The following is a 20,852-nucleotide window of genomic DNA, read 5'->3' on the forward strand; positions in this document are numbered from 1 at the left end:
AGAGGAACAACACATGGGTTTTCTCGCCGGTAAGCGCGTCCTGATCGTCGGTGTCGCTAGCAAATTGTCCATCGCTTCTGGCATTGCTGCCGCCATGCACCGTGAAGGCGCTGAACTTGCTTTCACTTATCAGAACGAAAAGCTTAAAGGCCGCGTTGAAGAGTTCGCTGCAGGCTGGGGCTCCAACCCTGAACTGTGCTTCCCTTGCGACGTTGCCAGCGATGAAGAAATCGCCAAGGTCTTCGAAGATCTGAGCAAAAAATGGGATGGTCTGGACTGCATCGTTCACTCCGTTGGCTTCGCACCTGGCGATCAGCTGGATGGCGACTTCACAGACGCGACGACTCGTGAAGGCTTCCGCATCGCTCACGACATCAGCGCCTACAGCTTCGTGGCTCTGGCCAAGGCTGGCCGTCCAATGATGAAAGGCCGCAATGGCAGCCTGCTGACCCTGTCCTACCTGGGCGCAGAGCGCACCATGCCCAACTACAACGTGATGGGCATGGCCAAGGCCAGCCTGGAAGCGGGTGTACGTTACCTGGCAGGCAGCCTGGGCCCGGAAGGTACTCGCGTTAACTGCGTATCGGCCGGCCCGATTCGTACCCTGGCTGCATCGGGTATCAAGAACTTCCGCAAAATGCTGGCGGCCAACGAAGCGCAGACTCCTCTGCGTCGTAACGTGACCATTGACGAAGTCGGCAATGCCGGCGCGTTCCTGTGCTCTGATCTGGCATCGGGCATCAGCGGCGAAATCATGTACGTAGACGGCGGTTTCAACACCACCGCAATGGGCAGCCTCGAAGAGTAACTTCTTCGCAGCAGCAACATTCCAGAACGCCCGGTGCATTGATTGCATCGGGCGTTTTGCGTTGCGGGCTTTAAAAGCGTGATTTCGGGACGGGCACCCGGGACCAGCACCCTGGCGGAACGAGGGGACTGCAAATGACTGCGCGCGTGCAACATTCATACTTCGCTCCTGAGCGAATCATCGGCCAGGAGGATGGGGGAAAGTAAACATTCTTAGTGAAAAGGACGCTCTGAATGACACCCTTCGAGGCTGTAACGCACGCCGCCCCCTATACCTGTTATGCGCAACTGAGACACCAGGCAGACGTGTACTTCGACACCCGTCTGGAATGCTGGGTCGCAAGCGGAGCAACTGTCATACAGGCCATGCTGCAACATCCAGATTTATTGGTACGCCCCTGCCATGAACCCGTCCCACCATTGATAGCTCAAACAGCTGCCGGCCAGGTTTTTGGCAACTTGATGCGTATGAACGAAGGGCAGCGCCATCAGTGCCCCAGAGCGGCTATCGAGCCGGTACTGGCAGCAGTGCCACCAGCAGAAATCGCAGCATTGGTTGCACAACTGGTCAAGACAGACTGCTCTGCCAATAGCCTGAACGCGCTCATGTTCACGTTGCCGGTTTCCGTGCTTTGCAGGTTGATGGGCTTTGGTGCGCAGCAGCTACCCACTGTTGCCGCTTTGACACGTGATTTCGTCGCGTGCCTCTCCCCTTTGAGCAATGAATTGCAGCTGCGCAATGCTGATATTGCTGCAACCCGGCTGAGTCAGATGTTTAACCACCTTTTGAAGGATGAATACGCCCCCGGCGCTTTGCTCAACGCTATTTGCTCAGGTGCACGATCGGGTACGCAGGAAGACCATGACGTATTGATCGCGAATTTGATCGGTTTGTTATCACAGACCTGCGAAGCCACCGCGGGACTGATCGGCAACACGCTGGTAGCTCTGCAACAAGACCCGGAGTTACTTGAAAAAGTCAGCCGAACCCCCGCACTCATACCCGAGTTGGTTACCGAGGTATCGCGCTTAGACCCATCGGTCCAGAACACACGGCGCTTTGTTGCCAAATCCTGCGTGATCGGCAATTGCACTTTAAAGGCAGGTGATCGGGTTTTGTTGCTGCTGGCATCTGCCAACAGAGACCCGGATATCAATCCAGATCCCGACTGCTTGTTGCTCAAGCGGTCTCAGCGCCAGAGCTTCAGTTTCGGGCTCGGTAGGCATCAGTGCCCAGGCCAGCAATTGGCACTGGTGATCACCTCTGAAACCATTGGCGCGTTACTTAAACGACAGGACTCGTCCTCAATCCGCACTTTGCAATGGCGCTATCTCTCATCAATCAATGGCCGGATCCCCCGATTTGGCCGGTGGCCGGAGATTGCGCAATGATTGCTGTTATTTTTGAGGCCAGGCCGCACACCGATCAATTGCAGCGTTATTTCGATCTTGCTGCCGAACTCAGGCCATTGCTCGCTGAACTGGAGGGCTTCATTTCCATCGAGCGCTTCCAGAGCCTCAGCGAGCCTGGAAAGGTGCTGTCATTGTCATTCTGGCGCGACGAAGAAGCCATACAGCGCTGGCGCCGACTGGAAGAGCATCGTCAGGCCCAGTCTGAAGGGCGCGCCCAGGTCTTCGAAGACTATCGCTTGCGCATCGCCCATGTACTGCGTGACTACTCCCTCACTGAGCGCTCTGAGGCCCCGGCTGATAGCCGAAAAGCACACTCGTAACGGCAGGGATTGTGTTGTTTGTATTACCGCAATAAAAAAGGCCGCTCAATGAGCGGCCTTTTTCTAGATGCGAGTAATCTAACGCTTAGTAGCGCTCGACCTTCGCTTCGTTTTGCAACTGCTTGCGATAAGCTTCGAAGTCTTGCTGGCCAACACGCGAAGCGAGGAAGCGACGATACGACGCCTTCTCTTCATCTGTCGGCTTGGCAGCATCGTTCACGCCATTCAAGCGCAGTACGACAACAGTGCCATCGGCCAGGGTCACGCTACCAAAAGTCGGCTTGTCCTTGGACACAGGCTTGGGCAAGCGGAATACGGCTTGCAGCACGGCAGGATCAATACCTTCCTGACCGCGGGCAACAGCCTCCTCAACCTTCCACGACAGACCATCGATTGGCTGATTCAACGGCAACTTGCCATCGCGCAGCCCTTTGATGATGTCTTCAGCCTTGGTTTTAGCAGCAGCACTGGCGTGCTCTTTAACCAATTGCGCACGAATGCTTGAGGCAACGGCTTCCAGAGGCAACTGCTCAGGCTTGAGGTGCTCCTTGACGCGCAACACAACCACCGTTTCCGGATCGAGCTCGATGGCAGTGCTGTTGGCCCCTTCATCCATCACTTCAGTGCTGAACGCAGCCTGGATCACGGCACGGTTGGCAGCAATACCTTCGCCACCCTGACGACCAAACGGTGCAGATGTGTGCACAGTCAGTTTCAGTTCTTGAGCTGGCTGAACCAGGTCGGATGCTTCGAAGGCAGAGTCTTCCAGCTGCTTGGTTGCATCAACAAAGCGGCGCTCAACCTGTTGGGTTTTCAGGTCATGCGTCAGCTTGCCTTTCAAGCTGGCGAAACTTGGCACTTCAGGAGCCTCTACGCCCAGCAGCTTGATCAGGTGGTAGCCAAAGCTGGTGCGAACCGGCTCCGACACCTGATCTTTTTTCAGTGCGTAAAGTGCTGTTTCAAACACAGGGTCGTAAACACCCGGACCTGCGAAACCCAAATCACCACCATTGGTAGCCGAGCCTGGATCCTGGGAGAACTCTTTGGCCAATGCTTCGAAGCTTTCACCCTTGGCCAGACGCTGCTGGATCTCGGCAATCCTGGCTTTGGCCTGCTCATCGCTGACCTTGTCGTTCACTTCAATCAGGATGTGCGACGCCCGGCGCTGCTCTGCCAGGTTGGCGGTTTCTTTCTGATAAAGAGCTTGCAGCTCATCATCCTTCACAGCCACCTGATCAAAGAACGAAGATTTCTTCAACTCGATGTAGTCGATCACGACCTGATCGGGAGTCATGAATTCTTTGGCATGCTCGTCGTAGTAGGCCTTGATTTCGTCATCGCTCACTTTCACCGCAGCCGGATCGGCCTTGATATTCAGAGAAGCGAAATCACGGGTTTGTTTTTCGAGACGGGCAAACGCATTAACTTGCTCATCGGTCACGAAACCACTGCCCGCCAAACCGGCACGCAACTGACCAATCAGCATTTCCTGGCCCAGCATGTCACGGAATTGCAGACGACCGTAACCCAGCTGGCGGATCACCTGATCGAAACGCTCAGCGCTGAACTGGCCATTTTCCTGAAACTCAGGCGTCTGCAGAATGACTTGGTCCAAAGCGGCTTCAGAGAAAGAGAACTTCGCCTGATTAGCGCCCTGTAGCAATAATTTGCGATCGATCAGCCCTTTCAGTGCTGCTTCACGCAGCATTTTCTCATCCAGCAAAGAGGCATCAAAATCTTTGCCGAGCTGTTGCATCAGTTGACGACGTTGCATGTCAACAGCTTGGCTGAGCTCGACTTGAGTGATTTCTTCACCGTTGACCTTGGCCGCATCCTGGCTGGTAGAGGTGGCTTTAAAAATAGCATCGAAACCGGTCAACGCCATTAACGCGACGATGACACCGATGATGGTCTTGGCAATCCAGCCTTGTGAATTGTCCCTGATATTTTGCAGCATGCTTCCCCCAGAAACGGTCTTGCATAATGAGCAACCGTGGAGCGTGGGTAGAGTCCGGATAGAAGAAAGGCGCATCCGAGGATGCGCCTTCTCGTAACTGGCGGAGCGGACCGGGCTCGAACCCGCGACCCCCGGCGTAACACGTCGATGAAACCACCGACGGCACTACCGCTCCGCTGCCAAGCCTGGCGTGCGCCTGACCCGGTTGGGTAAATGTGTTACAAAAACTTAGTTAACCGCTTCTTTCAGCGCTTTACCGGCTTTGAAGCCTGGTTTTTTAGCAGCAGGAATTTCCAGCGTTTTACCAGTCTGCGGGTTACGACCAGTGCGAGCCGGGCGATCAGTCACAGAGAAAGTACCAAAACCAACCAGTACCACAGAGTCGCCAGCCTTAAGAGCGCCAGTGACGGATTCGATTACTGCGTCCAGCGCACGGCCAGCTGCAGCTTTCGGGATATCAGCAGATGCAGCGATAGCATCAATCAGTTCCGACTTGTTCACTCTAAGTCCCCTTATATCTATCTGAGTATGTTTCTAAAGTTTTTTTGGTAAAAAGCAAAACGACTGCTGAAGCACTTACGGACACTTATAGAGCCGCTTTATAACAAGGGCTCTAAAAAGCGTCAAGAAAGCACGTCAGGCAAATCCGTATTAATGCGTGCTAATTCTTTCCTTAGAGTCAGACTCTCGCTTGTCATCCTTGGCAACGATCTCGGGAGCCACATCCGGCAAGGGCTCTGGCGCGTATTGCAGCGCAATTTGCAGGACCTCGTCAATCCATTTAACCGGTTTAATCTGAAGATCCTGTTTGATGTTGTCAGGAATTTCCTTCAGATCGCGGACGTTTTCTTCAGGAATAATTACAGTCTTGATCCCACCTCGATGGGCAGCCAGTAACTTTTCCTTCAAGCCCCCTATCGCCAATACTTGGCCACGCAAGGTGATTTCTCCGGTCATCGCAACATCGGCACGAACTGGAATCAGAGTAAGCGCCGAAACCAGGGCCGTGCACATTCCTACACCCGCACTAGGACCATCTTTGGGTGTAGCACCTTCTGGCATGTGGATGTGGATATCGCGTTTCTCGTGGAAATCCAACGGGATACCCAAGCTCTTGGCGCGACTGCGAACCACCGTCAATGCAGCAGTAATCGACTCAACCATCACGTCACCGAGGGAACCGGTCTTGATCAACTGGCCCTTGCCCGGTACTACCGCAGCCTCAATCGTCAACAGCTCGCCACCGACCTGAGTCCAGGCCAGACCGGTCACCTGACCAATTTGATCCTGCACCTCGGCCAGACCGTAGCTGTATTTTCGAACACCCAAAAAGTGTTCAAGAAGCTCTGGTGTGACCGTGATTGCAAAACGTTTTTCCATCGCGTGTTCTTTGACTGCCTTGCGGCAAATCTTCGCAATCTGGCGCTCAAGGCCCCGCACACCGGCTTCGCGGGTGTAATAGCGAATGATGTCGCGAATGGTTTCATTGTCGAACGCTATCTCGCCTTTTTTCAAACCATTGGCTTCAATTTGCTTGGGGGCGAGGTAGTTGACAGCGATGTTGATTTTTTCGTCTTCGGTGTAACCCGGCAGACGAATGACTTCCATCCGGTCCAGCAATGCCGGAGGGATATTCATCGAGTTGGAGGTACACAGGAACATTACATCGGACAGGTCGTAATCGACCTCAAGGTAATGGTCATTAAAATTGTGGTTTTGCTCGGGATCAAGCACCTCAAGCAGAGCAGAGGCCGGATCACCGCGCATATCACTGCCCATTTTGTCGATTTCATCGAGCAGGAACAGAGGATTACGCACACCGACTTTTGTCATCTTTTGGATCAAACGACCTGGCATCGAGCCGATGTAGGTACGACGATGACCGCGAATTTCCGCTTCGTCACGCACACCACCCAAGGCCATACGTACGAATTTACGGTTAGTCGCGTGCGCAATGGACTCGGCAAGAGAGGTTTTACCTACACCTGGAGGTCCGACCAGGCACAAAACCGGCCCGCGAATTTTCTTCACGCGTTTTTGCACGGCAAGATATTCGAGTATCCGCTCTTTGACTTCATCCAGACCGTAGTGATCGGCATCAAGAATGTCTTCAGCGCGCTTAAGGTCCAGACGCACCTTGCTCTGCGCTTTCCACGGCACCTGCACCAGCCAGTCGATGTAGGAGCGCACCACAGTGGCCTCTGCAGACATCGGAGACATTTGCTTGAGCTTGTTCAGCTCAGCCTGAGCCTTGGCCATTGCATCCTTGGGCAAACCCGCTGAGTCGATGCGCTTTTTCAGCTCTTCGATTTCGTTGTGACCTTCATCACCATCGCCGAGCTCCTTCTGAATGGCCTTCATCTGCTCATTCAGGTAGTACTCGCGCTGGCTGCGCTCCATCTGCTTTTTGACACGACCGCGAATACGCTTTTCAACTTGCAGCAGGTCAATCTCGGCATCAAGTAACGCCAATACGTGCTCAACCCGGGTTTGCAGGTCGATGATCTCAAGGATTTCCTGCTTCTGCTCGATCTTGAGTGCCATATGGGCAGCCATCGTATCGACCAGGCGGCTTGGCTCATCAATGCTGTTAAGCGACGACAGAACTTCAGCCGGGACCTTCTTGCCCAGTTGCACATATTGCTCGAACTGAGAGATCAGGCTGCGTACAAACACCTCGGACTCACGTTCCGGGGCAGCCACCTCATCAATCAAGGAAACTTCGGCACTCAGATAGCCATCAGCCTGGCCGAAACGCTCGACAGCACCGCGCTGCTCGCCTTCAACCAAAACTTTAACGGTGCCATCTGGAAGCTTGAGCAGTTGCAGAACAGTGGCAATGGTACCTACACGATAGAGCGCGTCTTCGCCCGGATCATCGTCGGCAGGATTTTTTTGAGCCAACAGCAGAATCTGCTTGTCACCCGTCATCGCAGCCTCAAGGGCCTCGATTGATTTCTCGCGTCCCACGAACAGTGGGATAACCATGTGCGGATAAACCACAACATCGCGCAATGGCAGGAGAGGCAATTCAATGGTTGTCTTCATGATTTCGCCTCTACGGCGGCCATAAGGCCGTAATCAGATGGAAGTAAGCTTGAAGCCAAGATGGGGGCAGTTCCGAAAAAAAACAAGCGTTGTACGACAGGGAAAAAAAAGGGGCCCGAAGGCCCCTTCTTTAACACGTAACACGTAATACACTTACGCGTCAGGTGCAGCCTTGGCAGTCGCTTCGTTGTTTTCATAAATCAACAACGGCTTGGACTTACCTTCTATAACGCTTTCGTCGATCACCACTTTACTCACCTCGGATTGCGAGGGGATTTCAAACATGGTGTCGAGCAATACGCTTTCCAGAATCGAACGCAAACCACGCGCGCCCGTCTTGCGCTCAAGCGCACGCTTGGCCACAGCTTTCAAGGCATCAGCCCGGAACTCGAGATCAACACCTTCCATCTCGAACAACTTGCCATACTGCTTGGTCAGCGCGTTCTTAGGCTCGGTCAGAATCTGCATCAGTGCAGCTTCGTCCAGCTCATCAAGTGTCGCCAGAACAGGAAGACGTCCAACAAATTCCGGGATCAGACCAAACTTGACCAAATCATCAGGTTCGACTTCTCGCAGGGACTCGCCAACCTTCTTGCCCTCTTCCTTGCTGCGTACCTCAGCACTGAAGCCGATGCCGCCACGAGTTGAGCGCGCCTGAACAACCTTCTCCAGACCCGAGAATGCACCGCCACAGATAAACAGGATATTACGGGTATCAACCTGCAAAAATTCCTGCTGAGGATGCTTGCGACCACCTTGAGGCGGTACGGAAGCAACAGTGCCTTCGATCAGTTTAAGCAGTGCCTGCTGTACACCCTCACCGGAAACATCGCGGGTAATGGAAGGGTTGTCAGATTTGCGCGAAATCTTGTCAATCTCATCGATGTAGACGATACCCATCTGGGCCTTTTCTACGTCGTAATCGCATTTCTGAAGCAGTTTCTGAATGATGTTTTCCACATCTTCGCCTACGTAACCCGCCTCAGTAAGCGTGGTTGCATCTGCAATCGTGAAAGGTACATTCAGCAAACGAGCCAAGGTTTCTGCCAGCAGGGTTTTACCCGAGCCAGTAGGACCGATCAGCAGGATGTTGCTCTTGCCGAGTTCGACATCGTCATTTTTCTTGTCACGCTGGTTAAGGCGCTTGTAGTGGTTATAAACCGCTACAGCCAAAACCTTTTTGGCACGCTCCTGACCAATGACGTATTGATCAAGGATGCCGCTGATTTCTTTTGGCGAAGGTAATTTATGCGCACTGCTTTCGGCCTGGGCTTCCTGCACCTCCTCACGGATGATGTCATTGCACAGGTCGACGCATTCGTCGCAGATAAAGACCGAGGGGCCGGCAATCAATTTGCGCACTTCATGCTGGCTTTTGCCACAGAAGGAGCAATAGAGCAATTTGCCGTTGTCCTCGCCGTTGCGGGTGTCAGTCATTCGATCGATCCAAATCCGATAGGCTTGCAACACAAGATGAAGGCAACTGCGGGCTTTTTCAAGCCCGCAAAGGGTTAGTAAATCCAACCGCCTACATTTGAGCTACTTAAGCGGGCATTTGACGCTTGCTGAACACAGAGTCGATCAAACCGTATTCGGTTGCACGCTCAGCGCTCATGAAGTTGTCACGTTCGGTATCACGCTCGATAGTTTCGAGAGTCTGACCGGTGTGGTGAGCCAACAGCGAGTTCAAACGGTGACGAATATTGAGGATTTCCTTGGCATGAATGTCGATATCCGACGCCTGCCCCTGGAAACCGCCAAGTGGCTGGTGAATCATCATGCGCGAGTTAGGCAAGCAATGACGCTTGCCCGGAGCACCACCTGCCAGCAGGAAAGCACCCATGCTGCAGGCTTGACCAATACAAATGGTCGATACGTCCGGCTTGATGAACTGCATGGTGTCGTAGATCGACATCCCTGCTGTTACAGAGCCGCCAGGAGAGTTGATGTAGAGATGAATGTCCTTGTCCGGGTTTTCGGCCTCAAGGAAAAGCAGCTGCGCAGCAACCAGGTTTGCCATGTAGTCTTCGACAGGGCCTACCAGGAAAATGATCCGCTCCTTAAGGAGGCGCGAATAGATGTCGTAGGAGCGCTCGCCACGGGCAGACTGCTCAACAACCATCGGGACCAGGCCGCCAGCGGCCTGAATGTCAGAGTTCTGCTGAATATAAGAATTGCGGGACATGTCCGGCAGTCACTCCCAAATAGTCTTGTCTGGAATACGCATAAGCCAGCTCGAGGCTGGCTTATGGTTGTGTTTTCTAACGAGTCAGAAATCAGTCGGCTTGTGGAGCTTCCACCGGCTTAACAGCTTCTTCGTAAGAGACCGCTTTATCGGTCACCTTAGCCTTCTGCAGAACAGTATCCACAACTTGCTCTTCCAGCACAACCGAACGAACCTCGTTCAATTGCGCGTCATTTTTGTAGTACCAAGCTACAACCTGCTCTGGCTCCTGGTAAGCGGAAGCCATTTCCTGAATCATTTCACGAACGCGATCTTCGTCAGGCTTGAGGTCGAACTGCTTGACCACTTCAGCCACGATCAGACCCAGAACTACACGGCGATTTGCTTGTTCTTCGAACAGCTCGGCCGGCAGTTGATCAGGCTTGATGTTGCCGCCGAATTGCTGAACAGCCTGAACGCGCAGACGATCAACTTCGTTGGACAGCAGGGATTTTGGCACTTCAATCGGGTTGGCAGCCAACAGACCGTCCATTACCTGATTTTTGACCTTGGATTTGATTGCCTGACGCAGCTCACGCTCCATGTTCTTGCGAACTTCAGCGCGGAAACCTTCCAGACCTGTTTCCTTGATACCGAACTGAGCGAAGAACTCTTCGTTCAGCTCTGGCAGCTTAGGCTCGGAAACAGTGTTGACAGTCACAGTGAACTCAGCGGCTTTGCCAGCCAGGTCCAGGTTCTGATAGTCAGCAGGAAAAGTCAGGTTCAGAACGCGTTCTTCACCAGCTTTAGCACCTACCAGACCTTCTTCAAAGCCAGGAATCATGCGGCCCGAGCCCAGAACCAGCTGAGTACCCTTGGCCGAACCGCCAGCAAATACTTCGCCATCAACTTTGCCAACGAAATCAATGTTCAACTGATCTTCGTTCTGAGCAGCGCGCTCAGTCAATTCAAAGCGGGTGTTCTGCTTGCGCAGTACGTCCAGCATTTTGTCCAGGTCAGCATCAGCCACTTCGGCGCTCAGGCGCTCGATAGCAATAGTGTCCAGACCGGTGACTTCGAATTCAGGGAATACTTCGAAGGTCGCAACGTATTCCAGATCCTTGCCTTTTTCGAAGACTTTTGGCTCTACCGAAGGTGCGCCAGCCGGGTTCAGCTTTTGCTCAACCACTGCTTCATAGAACGAAGCCTGGATCACGTTGCCCAGTGCTTCTTGACGCGCATCAGCTTCGTAACGCTGACGAATCACGCTCATTGGCACCTTGCCTGGACGGAAGCCCGGGATTTTGGCCTTTTGGGCGGTCTGCTGCAGACGCTTGTTGACTTCAGCCTCAATACGCTCAGATGGCACGCCAATGGTCATGCGACGCTCAAGAGCGGAAGTATTTTCAACAGAAACTTGCATGGATATTCCTCGTTGCACAGACATTAGCCGGCCGTTTCCGACCCCATAATCAAGGGCATGCATTCTAGTGGGTCAAACTCAAGAAGTCACCCTACCGCAATCGCGCACAGAAACAGCAGGCACATTATTAAGCGCAAGCAGTGATCTGCTCAAACACGCCAATACACAAAAAAGCTTACATAGCCCTAACTCAGAGCCTCTTGCCTTCTATATAGAAGAAGGCATTAACCAAGAGCACGACAACACCCGCAACCGACGCACGGGCGCAAGACAGGCATTATTCAGCAACACAATGTCGCACACCCATCACATCAAAAAAGCCGGAACGAAAAAAAACGCCAGATTATTAATCTGGCGTTTTTCTAAATATGGGGTGGACGAAGGGGATCGAACCCTCGACAACGGGAGTCACAATCCCGTGCTCTACCAACTGAGCTACGCCCACCATATTGCATTTGAAACTTTCAACATCACTACGAGCCACTCATGAAAGCGCAGCTTCGTAAAAGAATAAAGCCGCTCGGGGCGGCTTTATTCATCGGTTAAGCGAACCCTACAGAGAAATCGCCAAACCTTATTTGGTGCGGACGGAGAGACTCGAACTCTCACACCTTGCGGCGCTGGAACCTAAATCCAGTGTGTCTACCAATTCCACCACATCCGCATTCAAACTTTTGAAGCAAAGACGCCAGACTATTAATCTGGCGCCTTTCTAAATATGGGGTGGACGAAGGGGATCGAACCCTCGACAACGGGAGTCACAATCCCGTGCTCTACCAACTGAGCTACGCCCACCATATTGCCTTTGTAACCCTACTTGTGCCAAAGCTGCCTAATGGCGCACCCGGCAGGACTCGAACCTGCGACCATCCGCTTAGAAGGCGGATGCTCTATCCAGCTGAGCTACGGGCGCCTTGTTAATCTGTACTCTGTGACGACTACAAACTAAGTGCTTTCAGTATCACCAAGCCGGACATCAACTTCGCTCTACCTTCTTAACCAGTGCTAGGCTCTGCCCGACAAGTGCGACGAATATTATAGGCGACCCTGAAAGCCGTCAACTCTTTTTTAAAAAAAGTTTAGAAATATAAAGGAGTTAGGGGAATAAGCAGACCAAGCGCCTTTGCCCTTACGTCACGGCATGCGAGAATGCACGTCCTTTTTCCACCCTTTACGATGGTTAATCACGCGTAATGACTGCACAACTAATCGACGGCAAAGCGATCGCCGCCAGCCTGCGCAAGCAGATTGCAAAACGTGTCGCCGAGCGTCACGAGCAAGGCCTGCGCACTCCTGGCCTGGCAGTGATTCTGGTCGGCAGCGATCCTGCCTCCCAGGTTTATGTTTCGCACAAGCGTAAAGACTGCGAAGAGGTAGGCTTTCTCTCTCAAGCTTATGACCTGCCTTCGGATACTAGCCAGCAAGCACTGACCGACTTGATTGACCGTCTTAATGAAGACGCGAATATCGACGGCATTCTGTTGCAGCTGCCATTGCCCGAGCACCTGGACGCGTCCAAGCTGCTGGAGCGCATCCGCCCGGACAAGGACGTAGACGGATTCCATCCTTATAACGTCGGACGCCTGGCCCAGCGCATTCCACTGCTGCGCCCCTGCACCCCGAAAGGCATCATGACCCTGCTGGAAAGCACGGGACAGGACCTGTACGGAATGGACGCGGTAATTGTTGGCGCCTCCAACATTGTTGGTCGCCCGATGGCAATGGAACTGTTGCTGGCAGGCTGTACCGTAACGGTTACCCATCGCTTCACCAAGGATCTGGCCGGCCACGTGGGCCGAGCCGACCTGGTGGTCGTAGCCGCCGGCAAGCCGGGCCTGGTCAAAGGCGAATGGATCAAGGAAGGCGCTATCGTTATCGACGTCGGCATCAACCGCCAGGCTGATGGCAAGCTGGTGGGCGACGTAGTTTACGAAACCGCCCTGCCCCGCGCAGGCTGGATTACTCCGGTTCCTGGCGGTGTTGGCCCGATGACTCGCGCCTGCTTGCTGGAAAATACTTTGTACGCAGCCGAAACACTGCACAAATAAACACCAGCACATGTACCAACAACGGCACCTTCGGGTGCCGTTGTTATTGGCGTAGCCAAAAAGCCGGACAAACAAAAGCCCGCACAGGGCGGGCTTTTGTTCACACAGCGATAAACCTAGTCAGCCAGGCGCCAGGTCGTACCGCCCTTACCGTCTTCAAGCACAACCCCCATAGCCGTGAGCTGATCACGAATCCGGTCCGACTCAGCCCAGTCTTTACCGGCACGAGCCGCCAAACGTGCTGCAATCAACGCATCAACCTGCCCCGCATCCACGCGCCCTTCAGCGCCAGCCTGCAAGAAATCATCAGCCTCAATCTGCAATACACCCAGCACATCAGCCAATTCTTTCAAGCGCGCAGCCAGGCCCGCAGCCGCCGGCAGATCGGTTTCGCGCAACCGGTTGACCTCGCGAACCATCTCAAACAACACCGCACAGGCCTCCGGGGTACCGAAGTCGTCGTTCATCACCTGTGTAAAACGCTCAACGAACGCCTCACCACCGGCCGGTGCCACTTTTGGCAGCCCCTTGAGGGCGTGATAAAAGCGCTCAAGAGCCGCTTTCGCGTCCTTGAGGTTATCTTCGGAGTAATTGATCGAACTCCGGTAATGGCTGGACACCAACAAGTAACGCACCACTTCCGGGTGATATTTCTCCAGAACGTCGCGAATGGTGAAAAAGTTGTTCAAGGACTTGGACATCTTCTCGCCATTGATGCGAATCATCCCGCAGTGCATCCAGGCATTGGCGTAGGTCTTACCCGTCGCAGCCTCACTTTGGGCGATTTCGTTCTCGTGGTGCGGAAACTCAAGATCGCTGCCACCACCATGGATATCGAATGTTTCACCCAGACAGCAGGTCGACATCACCGAGCACTCAATGTGCCAGCCCGGTCGGCCCGCGCCCCACGGTGATTCCCAGCTTGGCTCGCCCGGTTTAACGCCCTTCCACAATACGAAATCCAGCGGATCGTCCTTGGCTTCATCGACTTCGATACGCGCACCGATACGCAGGTCTTCGATCTTCTTGCGCGACAGCTTGCCGTAGCCCATGAATTTGGCGACACGGTAATACACGTCACCATTACCCGGGGCGTAGGCATAACCTTTGTCGATCAGGGTCTGGATCATCGCGTGCATGCCAGGGATATGATCCGTGGCACGCGGCTCCATGTCCGGCTTGCGGATATTGAGTCGCGCCTCGTCTTCATGCATCGCAGCAATCATGCGCTCGGTGAGCACCTCAAACGTTTCGCCGTTTTCACGGGCACGATTGATGATCTTGTCGTCGATGTCGGTAATGTTGCGCACATACGTCAAATCGTAACCGCTGAAACGCAACCAGCGCGTGACCAGGTCAAAAGCCACCATGCTGCGGCCGTGACCCAGATGGCAATAGTCGTACACGGTCATGCCGCACACGTACATGCGCACATTGTTGCCGTCCAGCGGCTTGAAAACTTCTTTGCTCTTGGTGAGCGTGTTGTAGATCGTTAGCACGATGGCGCCCTCAAAACTTGATCACTGACCCCAGGAATCACGCAAGGTCACAGTACGGTTGAATACCGGCTGGCCAGGTTTCGAGTCCTTGATATCTGCGCAGAAGTAACCCTCGCGCTCGAACTGGAAACGGTCTTCCGGCTGTGCATTGCCCAGCGACGGCTCAGCACGACAACCCGTAAGAACCTGCAGCGAATCAGGGTTGATGTTTTCCAGGAAGCCGGCACCGTCCTCAGCCTTTTCAGGGTTCGGCGAGCGGAACAGACGATCGTACAGACGCACTTCGCATTCGACGCTGGCAGCAGCCGGCACCCAGTGCACAACACCCTTGACCTTGCGGCCTTCAGGATTCTTGCCCAGCGTTTCGGGATCGTACGAGCAATGCAGTTCAACGATGTTGCCATCGGCGTCTTTAATCGCTTCGTCAGCACGAATCACATAGCTGCCGCGCAGGCGCACTTCACCGGCAGGCTCAAGGCGCTTGTAACCTTTTGGCGGCTCTTCCATAAAGTCGTCACGATCGATGTAAATCTCACGGGCGAATGGCAACACGCGTACACCCATGTCTTCTTTAGGGTGGCGAGGCAGCTCAAGGTTTTCGACCTTGCCTTCCGGATAGTTGGTGATGATGACTTTCAATGGACGCAGCACACACATCGCACGCGGAGCGCTGTGGTCCAGATCGTCACGAATGCTGAACTCCAGCATGCCGAAGTCAACCACGCCGTCGGAGCGGTTAGTGCCAACCATGTCGCAGAAGTTGCGGATTGATTTGGGCGTGTAACCACGACGACGGAAACCCGACAGCGTCGACATGCGCGGGTCATCCCAGCCATGTACGTGCTTTTCATCAACCAGTTGCTTGAGCTTGCGCTTGCTGGTGATGGTGTAGTTCAGGTTCAGGCGCGAGAACTCGTACTGACGCGGCTTGCTCGGCACCGGCAAGTTATCGAGGAACCATTCGTACAGAGGGCGATGACCTTCGAACTCCAGGGTGCAGATCGAATGGGTAATGCCTTCGATGGCATCCGACTGACCATGGGTGAAGTCATAGTTCGGATAGATGCACCACTTGTCGCCGGTCTGGTGGTGATGGGCATGCCGAATGCGATACAGGATCGGATCGCGCAGGTTCATGTTTGGCGAAGCCATATCGATCCTGGCCCGCAATACACGCTTGCCGTCCTCGAACTCACCGGCCTTCATACGTGCGAACAGATCGATGTTTTCTTCCACGCTGCGATCACGGAACGGGCTGTTCTTGCCCGGCTCGGTCAAGCTGCCACGGTATTCCCGGGCTTGCTCGGGGGTCAGGTCGCAGACATAAGCCTTGCCTTCCTTGATCAGGTAAACCGCCCACTCATGCAACTGGTCAAAATATTGCGACGCATAGCGCACTTCACCCGACCACTCGAAGCCCAGCCACTTGACGTCACTTTCGATCGCATCAATGTATTCCTGGTCTTCCTTGGCCGGGTTGGTGTCGTCAAAACGCAAATGCGTGACGCCGCCAAATTCCTGAGCCAGCCCAAAGTTCACGCAAATGGATTTGGCGTGACCGATGTGCAGGTAACCGTTGGGCTCCGGCGGAAAACGGGTCACGATCTGTTTGCATTTACCCGAGTCAAGGTCCGCCTGCACGATAGGACGCAGGAAATTGGCCGGTGCAGCAGGGCCAGCCTTTGGATTCAAAGTAGGGTCGACAGTGGGCTTGCTCATAGGATCCTTGAACGTAACAGGTGCGCGGCCTGGGTCGGCCGACTAAATCAAAGCGCCTATCATAGCCGATGCTGTCAAGTCCCTGACAGAGCAGGCGCTCAATCAAACCATTTGAAATACGGCCTTTTCATCCCCATATGGGAAAAACAGCATCGAAATGCCGTGCGGGCACGCTAAACTGCGCCCCGCGGCTGTATCTACCCAGCCAGCTTTCGTCCTCTGGCCAACAGGCCGGGTTAAAAAGCTCACCGAATTCATCTGATAGAGCGATAGCAATCATGTCCAAAGTAAAACTGACTACCAACCACGGCGACATCGTGATTGAGCTGAACGCTGAAAAAGCGCCGATCACCGTCGCCAACTTCATCGAATACGTAAAAGCCGGTCACTATGAAAACACCGTGTTTCACCGTGTAATCGGTAACTTCATGGTTCAGGGCGGCGGCTTCGAACCTGGCATGAAAGAAAAGAAAGACAAGCGCCCAAGCATTCAGAACGAAGCTGACAACGGCCTGCCAAACGAGAAGTACACCGTGGCCATGGCTCGCACCATGGAGCCGCATTCGGCTTCCGCCCAGTTCTTCATCAACGTGGCTGACAACAGCTTCCTCAACCACTCCGGCAAAACTGCTCAAGGCTGGGGCTATGCCGTATTCGGTAAAGTGGTTGAAGGTCAGGATGTTGTCGACAAGATCAAAGGTGTCAAAACCACTTCCAAAGCTGGCCATCAAGACGTGCCGGTAGACGACGTGATTGTCGAGAAAGCAGAGATCATTGAGTGATACTGCTGATTTCAGATTTGCATCTGGAAGAGGAGCGCCCGGACATAACCCGGGCGTTTCTGGATTTCCTGACCGGGCGTGCGCGCTCGGCTCAGGCGCTGTACATCCTGGGTGATTTTTTCGAAGCCTGGATAGGCGACGATGCAATGACGCCCTACCAGCGCTCTATCTGTGAAGCGCTGCGGACACTGAGCGATAGCGGCACACAGATTTTTCTGATGCACGGCAATCGCGACTTTTTGCTTGGCCAGGCCTTTTGTAAAGCGGCTGGCTGCACCCTGATCAAAGACCCCACCGTTGTCGATTTCTACGGCGAACCGGTCTTGCTGATGCACGGCGATAGCCTGTGCACCCGCGACGAATCCTACATGCGTCTGCGACGCTACCTGCGCAACCCTGTGATCATGTGGATATTGCGCCACCTGCCACTGAGCACCCGTCATAAACTGGCGCGCAAGCTACGCAGCGAAAGCCGCGCGCAGACCCGCATGAAAGCCAACGACATTGTTGATGTGACCCCCGAAGAAGTGCCGCGGGTCATGGCGCGCCATGGCGTACGCTCGCTGATTCACGGGCACACCCACCGCCCGGCGATTCACAAATTGCAGATTGGCGAACAGGCTGCCAGGCGCATTGTGCTCGGCGACTGGGACAAACAAGGCTGGGCGCTGCAAGTGGATGAGCAAGGCATGCAACTGGCGCCGTTTGATTTCGCCACCCCGCCTTTATTGCAACACCGCGAACAGTAGGAATGTGGGAGCTGGCTTGCCGGCGATGGCATCACCCCGGCGGATCGACCAGACCCGGGCAACACCATCGCCGGCAAGCCGGCTCCCACAAGTTTCAGGCTTTAGCAGGTTTAATGTCCGCTCGCCGCCGGCCCGGGTTTCGCCGCAAACGGCGGCTTGGCCAGCCACACCAGCAAGATCAGCCCCATAAACATCCAGCCCATCAACGTGAAGTAGTCCACGGTCGACAGCATATAGGCCTGGCTGGTCAATACCTGGTCAAGCTGCGCGTAGGCCTTGGTACTCGCCCCGCCCAGATTCTCCAGCGCATGCCGGGTGACGGGATCATAGGTGCTCATGCTTTCACTCATGTAGGCATGGTGCTGATCCGCACGACGAATCCAGATCCAGGTGGTCAGGGATGCCGCAAAACTCCCCCCTAGCGTGCGCAAGAACGTCGCCAACCCGGCGCCATCGGCGATTTGATGCGGCGGCAAATCCGACATCAAGATACTCAGGGTCGGCATAAAGAACAGCGCAACGCCAATCCCCATAAACAGCTGCACCAACGCCACATGCTGGAAGTCCACCTGACTGGTGAAGTCGGCCCGCATAAAGCAACTCAGGCCAATCGCCAAAAAGGCCAGCCCTGCCAACAGCCGCAAATCAAATTTATGCGCGTATTTGCCCACAAACGGCGACATCAACACCGGCAAAATCCCGATCGGAGCCACCGCCAAACCAGCCCAGGTCGCGGTGTAACCCATCTGTGTCTGCAGCCATTGCGGCAGGATCAGGTTGATGCCGAAGAAACCGGCATAGCCCAATACCAGCACGATGGTGCCGATGCGAAAGTTGCGATAAGCAAATAAACGCAAATTCACGATCGGGTGCTTGTCGGTCATTTCCCAAATGATAAAAGCCGCCAGTGCCACCACTGACAATGCAGTGCCCAGCAGGATGAAGCTGGACTCAAACCAGTCCAGATCATTGCCTTTGTCGAGCACGATCTGCAGCGCTCCGACACCAATGATCAGGGTAATGAGACCTACATAGTCCATCGGCTGACGGGTGATAACCACAGGACGGGCCTTGAGCTGCTGGCGAACCACCATCACGGCAAAGAAGCCAATAGGAATGTTGATAAAGAAGATCCACGGCCAACTGTAACTGTCCGTGATCCAGCCACCCAATATGGGTCCGGCAATGGGCGCAACCACCGTGACCATCGCCAGCAATGCCAATGCCATCCCCCGTTTCGCGGGGGGGTACACCGCAATCAACAGGGTCTGGGTCATGGGATACAACGGCCCGGCGACCAACCCTTGCAGCACCCGGAAGCCGACCAGTTCGGGCATCGACGTAGAAATACCGCACAGGAACGAAGCCAGTACGAACAGAATCGTGGCCCACAGAAACAGCTTCACCTCACCAAAGCGCCGGCTCAGCCAGCCAGTCAATGGCAAGGCAATCGCGTTACTTACAGCAAATGAAGTAATCACCCACGTGCCCTGCTCCGAACTCACCCCCAGGTTGCCGGAGATGGTGGGCAAAGCAACGTTGGCAATAGTGGTATCGAGCACCTGCATAAAAGTCGCCAGCGACAGGCCAATGGTGGCGAGCACTAAGCTGGGCGGGGAAAAAGACGCGTTTGTACTCATCGCAAATCCTTTAAAACCTGGGTTGCAGCCCTACCGCACGGCAGGGCCTATGGATTGGCGAATCAGCGTTGAACGGCGGTTTTACCCGTCACAGCACTGTTGCTGTCAATCAAGCGCGTAATCATGGCATCGGCATCAGCCAGTTGCTTCTCGTACACATTGGTCGTGAACGACGCCTTTTGCGGGGGCTGCTGGGCCAGCACCGGGCCACTCTGATCATGCAGATTCACATCGACCGTGGTCGACAAGCCAACGCGCAGTGGATGCTTTTCCAGCTCATCGGCATTGATATGAATGCGCACGGGTACCCGCTGTACGATCTTGATCCAGTTGCCCGTGGCGTTTTGCGCCGGCAACAGGGCGAAAGCGCTGCCGGTACCGGAACCGATACTGTCGATGGTGCCGCTGTACTTCACGTCACTGCCATAGATATCAGACTCGATGTCCACCGGCTGACCGATGCGCATCTTGTGCAACTGGGTTTCCTTGAAGTTGGCATCAATCCATAACTGATTCAGTGGAATGACGGCCATCAAGGCGGTACCCGGCTGAACCCGCTGACCCAACTGGACGGTTCGCTTGGCCACATAGCCGGTCACAGGTGCAATCAACGTAGAGCGGGCATTTGCCAGGTACGCCTGGCGTAACTGCGCTGCAGCAGCCTTCACATCGGGATGATCGGCAATCGTGGTGTTATCCACCAGTGCACTGGTGGTATCAAGCTTTTGCTCGGCATTGCGCAAGGCACTTTGAGCAGAGGCCAGATCATCCCGTGCATGGGACAGCTCTTCCTGGGAAATCGCCCCGCCCGCTGCCAGGCTCTTGCGGCGGTTGTAGTTGTCCTGGGCCTTTTGTACTTCTACTTTTTGCGCCGAGACCTGGGCATTCATGCCGTTCACATCGCTGAACAGGCCCCGGACCTGACGCACAGTGCGGGCCAGATTGGCCTCGGCACTCTGCAAGCCAACCAGAGCATCGCTTGGATCGAAGTTGAGCAGCACCTGCCCTTCATGAACCAGATCGCCATCATCGGCGCCGATACTCACCACCGTCCCAGTGACCAGCGGGGTGATTTCCACCACGTTGCCGTTTACATAAGCGTCGTCCGTACTTTCACTCCAGCGACCATACAGTTCATGCCAGGCCCAGACGCCCAACGCGACCAGGATCACCAGAATTGCCAGCCCGCCGAGCCAGAGCTTGCGTTTGCGCTGATTGCCAGCGTCCTGGTTTTGTTGCGTTTCATTCGGTGTTTGCACAGTGGCCATGACGAGTACCTAAAT

General features: G+C 54.5%; 16 protein-coding genes and 4 tRNA genes. 6 read left to right on the plus strand and 14 right to left on the minus strand.

Features of this window, described 5'->3' with window-relative positions; genetic code table 11:
* Positions 1–13: 13 nt before the first annotated feature.
* From fabI to AOC04_RS13705, 3 genes are all read left to right on the plus strand, one after another.
* Entirely contained in the window at positions 14–808 is a 795-nt protein-coding gene (fabI, locus tag AOC04_RS13695; RefSeq protein WP_003441378.1) for an enoyl-ACP reductase FabI, read from the plus strand.
* A 233-nt stretch (positions 809–1,041) separates the two neighbouring features.
* Positions 1,042–2,199, plus strand: a complete 1,158-nt coding sequence (locus AOC04_RS13700; protein ID WP_060694227.1) for a cytochrome P450 — start codon at positions 1,042–1,044, stop codon at positions 2,197–2,199.
* The gene (locus AOC04_RS13705) at positions 2,196–2,540 is read left to right on the plus strand and encodes an antibiotic biosynthesis monooxygenase family protein (RefSeq protein ID WP_060694229.1); all 345 of its coding nucleotides are present in this window, start codon (positions 2,196–2,198) and stop codon (positions 2,538–2,540) included. Before AOC04_RS13700 ends, AOC04_RS13705 begins: the two co-directional genes overlap by 4 nt.
* 85 nt (positions 2,541–2,625) lie before the next feature.
* Here AOC04_RS13705 and AOC04_RS13710 read toward each other — a convergent pair whose 3' ends face one another.
* The 10 genes from AOC04_RS13710 to AOC04_RS13755 all read right to left on the minus strand — a co-directional run bounded on the left by AOC04_RS13710 (position 2,626) and on the right by AOC04_RS13755 (position 12,045).
* Positions 2,626–4,497: a SurA N-terminal domain-containing protein gene (locus AOC04_RS13710; protein ID WP_060694231.1), complete on the minus strand. Its 1,872-nt coding sequence runs from the start codon at positions 4,495–4,497 to the stop codon at positions 2,626–2,628.
* 228 nt (positions 4,498–4,725) lie between these two features.
* Positions 4,726–4,998, minus strand: coding sequence for an HU family DNA-binding protein (locus tag AOC04_RS13715; RefSeq protein ID WP_003183171.1), 273 nt, complete (start codon positions 4,996–4,998; stop codon positions 4,726–4,728).
* A gap of 150 nt (positions 4,999–5,148) precedes the next feature.
* Positions 5,149–7,545: an endopeptidase La gene (lon, locus tag AOC04_RS13720; RefSeq protein WP_060694232.1), complete on the minus strand. Its 2,397-nt coding sequence runs from the start codon at positions 7,543–7,545 to the stop codon at positions 5,149–5,151.
* 153 nt (positions 7,546–7,698) lie between these two features.
* Positions 7,699–8,982 carry an ATP-dependent Clp protease ATP-binding subunit ClpX gene (clpX, locus tag AOC04_RS13725; protein ID WP_060694234.1) on the minus strand — a complete coding sequence of 428 codons (1,284 nt, stop codon included), beginning with the start codon at positions 8,980–8,982 and terminating at the stop codon, positions 7,699–7,701.
* 106 nt (positions 8,983–9,088) lie between these two features.
* Positions 9,089–9,730, minus strand: coding sequence for an ATP-dependent Clp endopeptidase proteolytic subunit ClpP (clpP, locus tag AOC04_RS13730; RefSeq protein ID WP_060694236.1), 642 nt, complete (start codon positions 9,728–9,730; stop codon positions 9,089–9,091).
* Positions 9,731–9,821: 91 nt separating this feature from the next.
* Complete coding sequence (gene tig / locus AOC04_RS13735) at positions 9,822–11,132, minus strand: trigger factor (protein WP_060694239.1); 1,311 nt, start codon at positions 11,130–11,132, stop codon at positions 9,822–9,824.
* A gap of 369 nt (positions 11,133–11,501) precedes the next feature.
* Positions 11,502–11,577: transfer RNA gene (locus AOC04_RS13740), tRNA-His, on the minus strand.
* Between the two features lie 134 nt (positions 11,578–11,711).
* Positions 11,712–11,796, minus strand: a tRNA-Leu gene (locus AOC04_RS13745).
* A 55-nt stretch (positions 11,797–11,851) separates the two neighbouring features.
* A tRNA-His gene (locus AOC04_RS13750) sits at positions 11,852–11,927 on the minus strand.
* 41 nt (positions 11,928–11,968) lie between these two features.
* A tRNA-Arg gene (locus tag AOC04_RS13755) sits at positions 11,969–12,045 on the minus strand.
* Between the two features lie 280 nt (positions 12,046–12,325).
* Here AOC04_RS13755 and folD point away from each other — a divergent pair.
* Positions 12,326–13,180 (plus strand): bifunctional methylenetetrahydrofolate dehydrogenase/methenyltetrahydrofolate cyclohydrolase FolD, encoded by an 855-nt coding sequence (gene folD / locus AOC04_RS13760; protein WP_060694241.1) that lies wholly within the window; start codon positions 12,326–12,328, stop codon positions 13,178–13,180.
* A gap of 116 nt (positions 13,181–13,296) precedes the next feature.
* Here folD and cysS read toward each other — a convergent pair whose 3' ends face one another.
* Both cysS and AOC04_RS13770 read right to left on the minus strand, forming a co-directional pair.
* A complete protein-coding gene (gene cysS / locus AOC04_RS13765; protein WP_060694243.1) occupies positions 13,297–14,679 on the minus strand; it encodes a cysteine--tRNA ligase in 1,383 nt (460 codons plus the stop codon).
* 21 nt (positions 14,680–14,700) lie between these two features.
* Positions 14,701–16,398: a glutamine--tRNA ligase/YqeY domain fusion protein gene (locus AOC04_RS13770; RefSeq protein ID WP_060694245.1), complete on the minus strand. Its 1,698-nt coding sequence runs from the start codon at positions 16,396–16,398 to the stop codon at positions 14,701–14,703.
* Between the two features lie 278 nt (positions 16,399–16,676).
* Here AOC04_RS13770 and AOC04_RS13775 point away from each other — a divergent pair, with 278 nt between their 5' ends.
* Together AOC04_RS13775 and lpxH are read left to right on the plus strand one after the other, a co-directional pair.
* The gene (locus tag AOC04_RS13775; protein WP_060694247.1) at positions 16,677–17,180 is read left to right on the plus strand and encodes a peptidylprolyl isomerase; all 504 of its coding nucleotides are present in this window, start codon (positions 16,677–16,679) and stop codon (positions 17,178–17,180) included.
* Entirely contained in the window at positions 17,177–17,929 is a 753-nt protein-coding gene (gene lpxH / locus AOC04_RS13780) for a UDP-2,3-diacylglucosamine diphosphatase (RefSeq protein ID WP_060694249.1), read from the plus strand. Before AOC04_RS13775 ends, lpxH begins: the two co-directional genes overlap by 4 nt.
* A 110-nt stretch (positions 17,930–18,039) precedes the next feature.
* Here lpxH and AOC04_RS13785 read toward each other — a convergent pair whose 3' ends face one another.
* Positions 18,040–19,569 carry a DHA2 family efflux MFS transporter permease subunit gene (locus AOC04_RS13785; protein ID WP_060694251.1) on the minus strand — a complete coding sequence of 510 codons (1,530 nt, stop codon included), beginning with the start codon at positions 19,567–19,569 and terminating at the stop codon, positions 18,040–18,042.
* A gap of 62 nt (positions 19,570–19,631) precedes the next feature.
* Positions 19,632–20,837: an HlyD/EmrA/EmrK family protein gene (locus AOC04_RS13790; RefSeq protein ID WP_060694253.1), complete on the minus strand. Its 1,206-nt coding sequence runs from the start codon at positions 20,835–20,837 to the stop codon at positions 19,632–19,634.
* Positions 20,838–20,852: the final 15 nt, after the last annotated feature.

The organism is Pseudomonas versuta, from assembly GCF_001294575.1.
Classification (GTDB): Bacteria; Pseudomonadota; Gammaproteobacteria; order Pseudomonadales; family Pseudomonadaceae; genus Aquipseudomonas; species Aquipseudomonas versuta.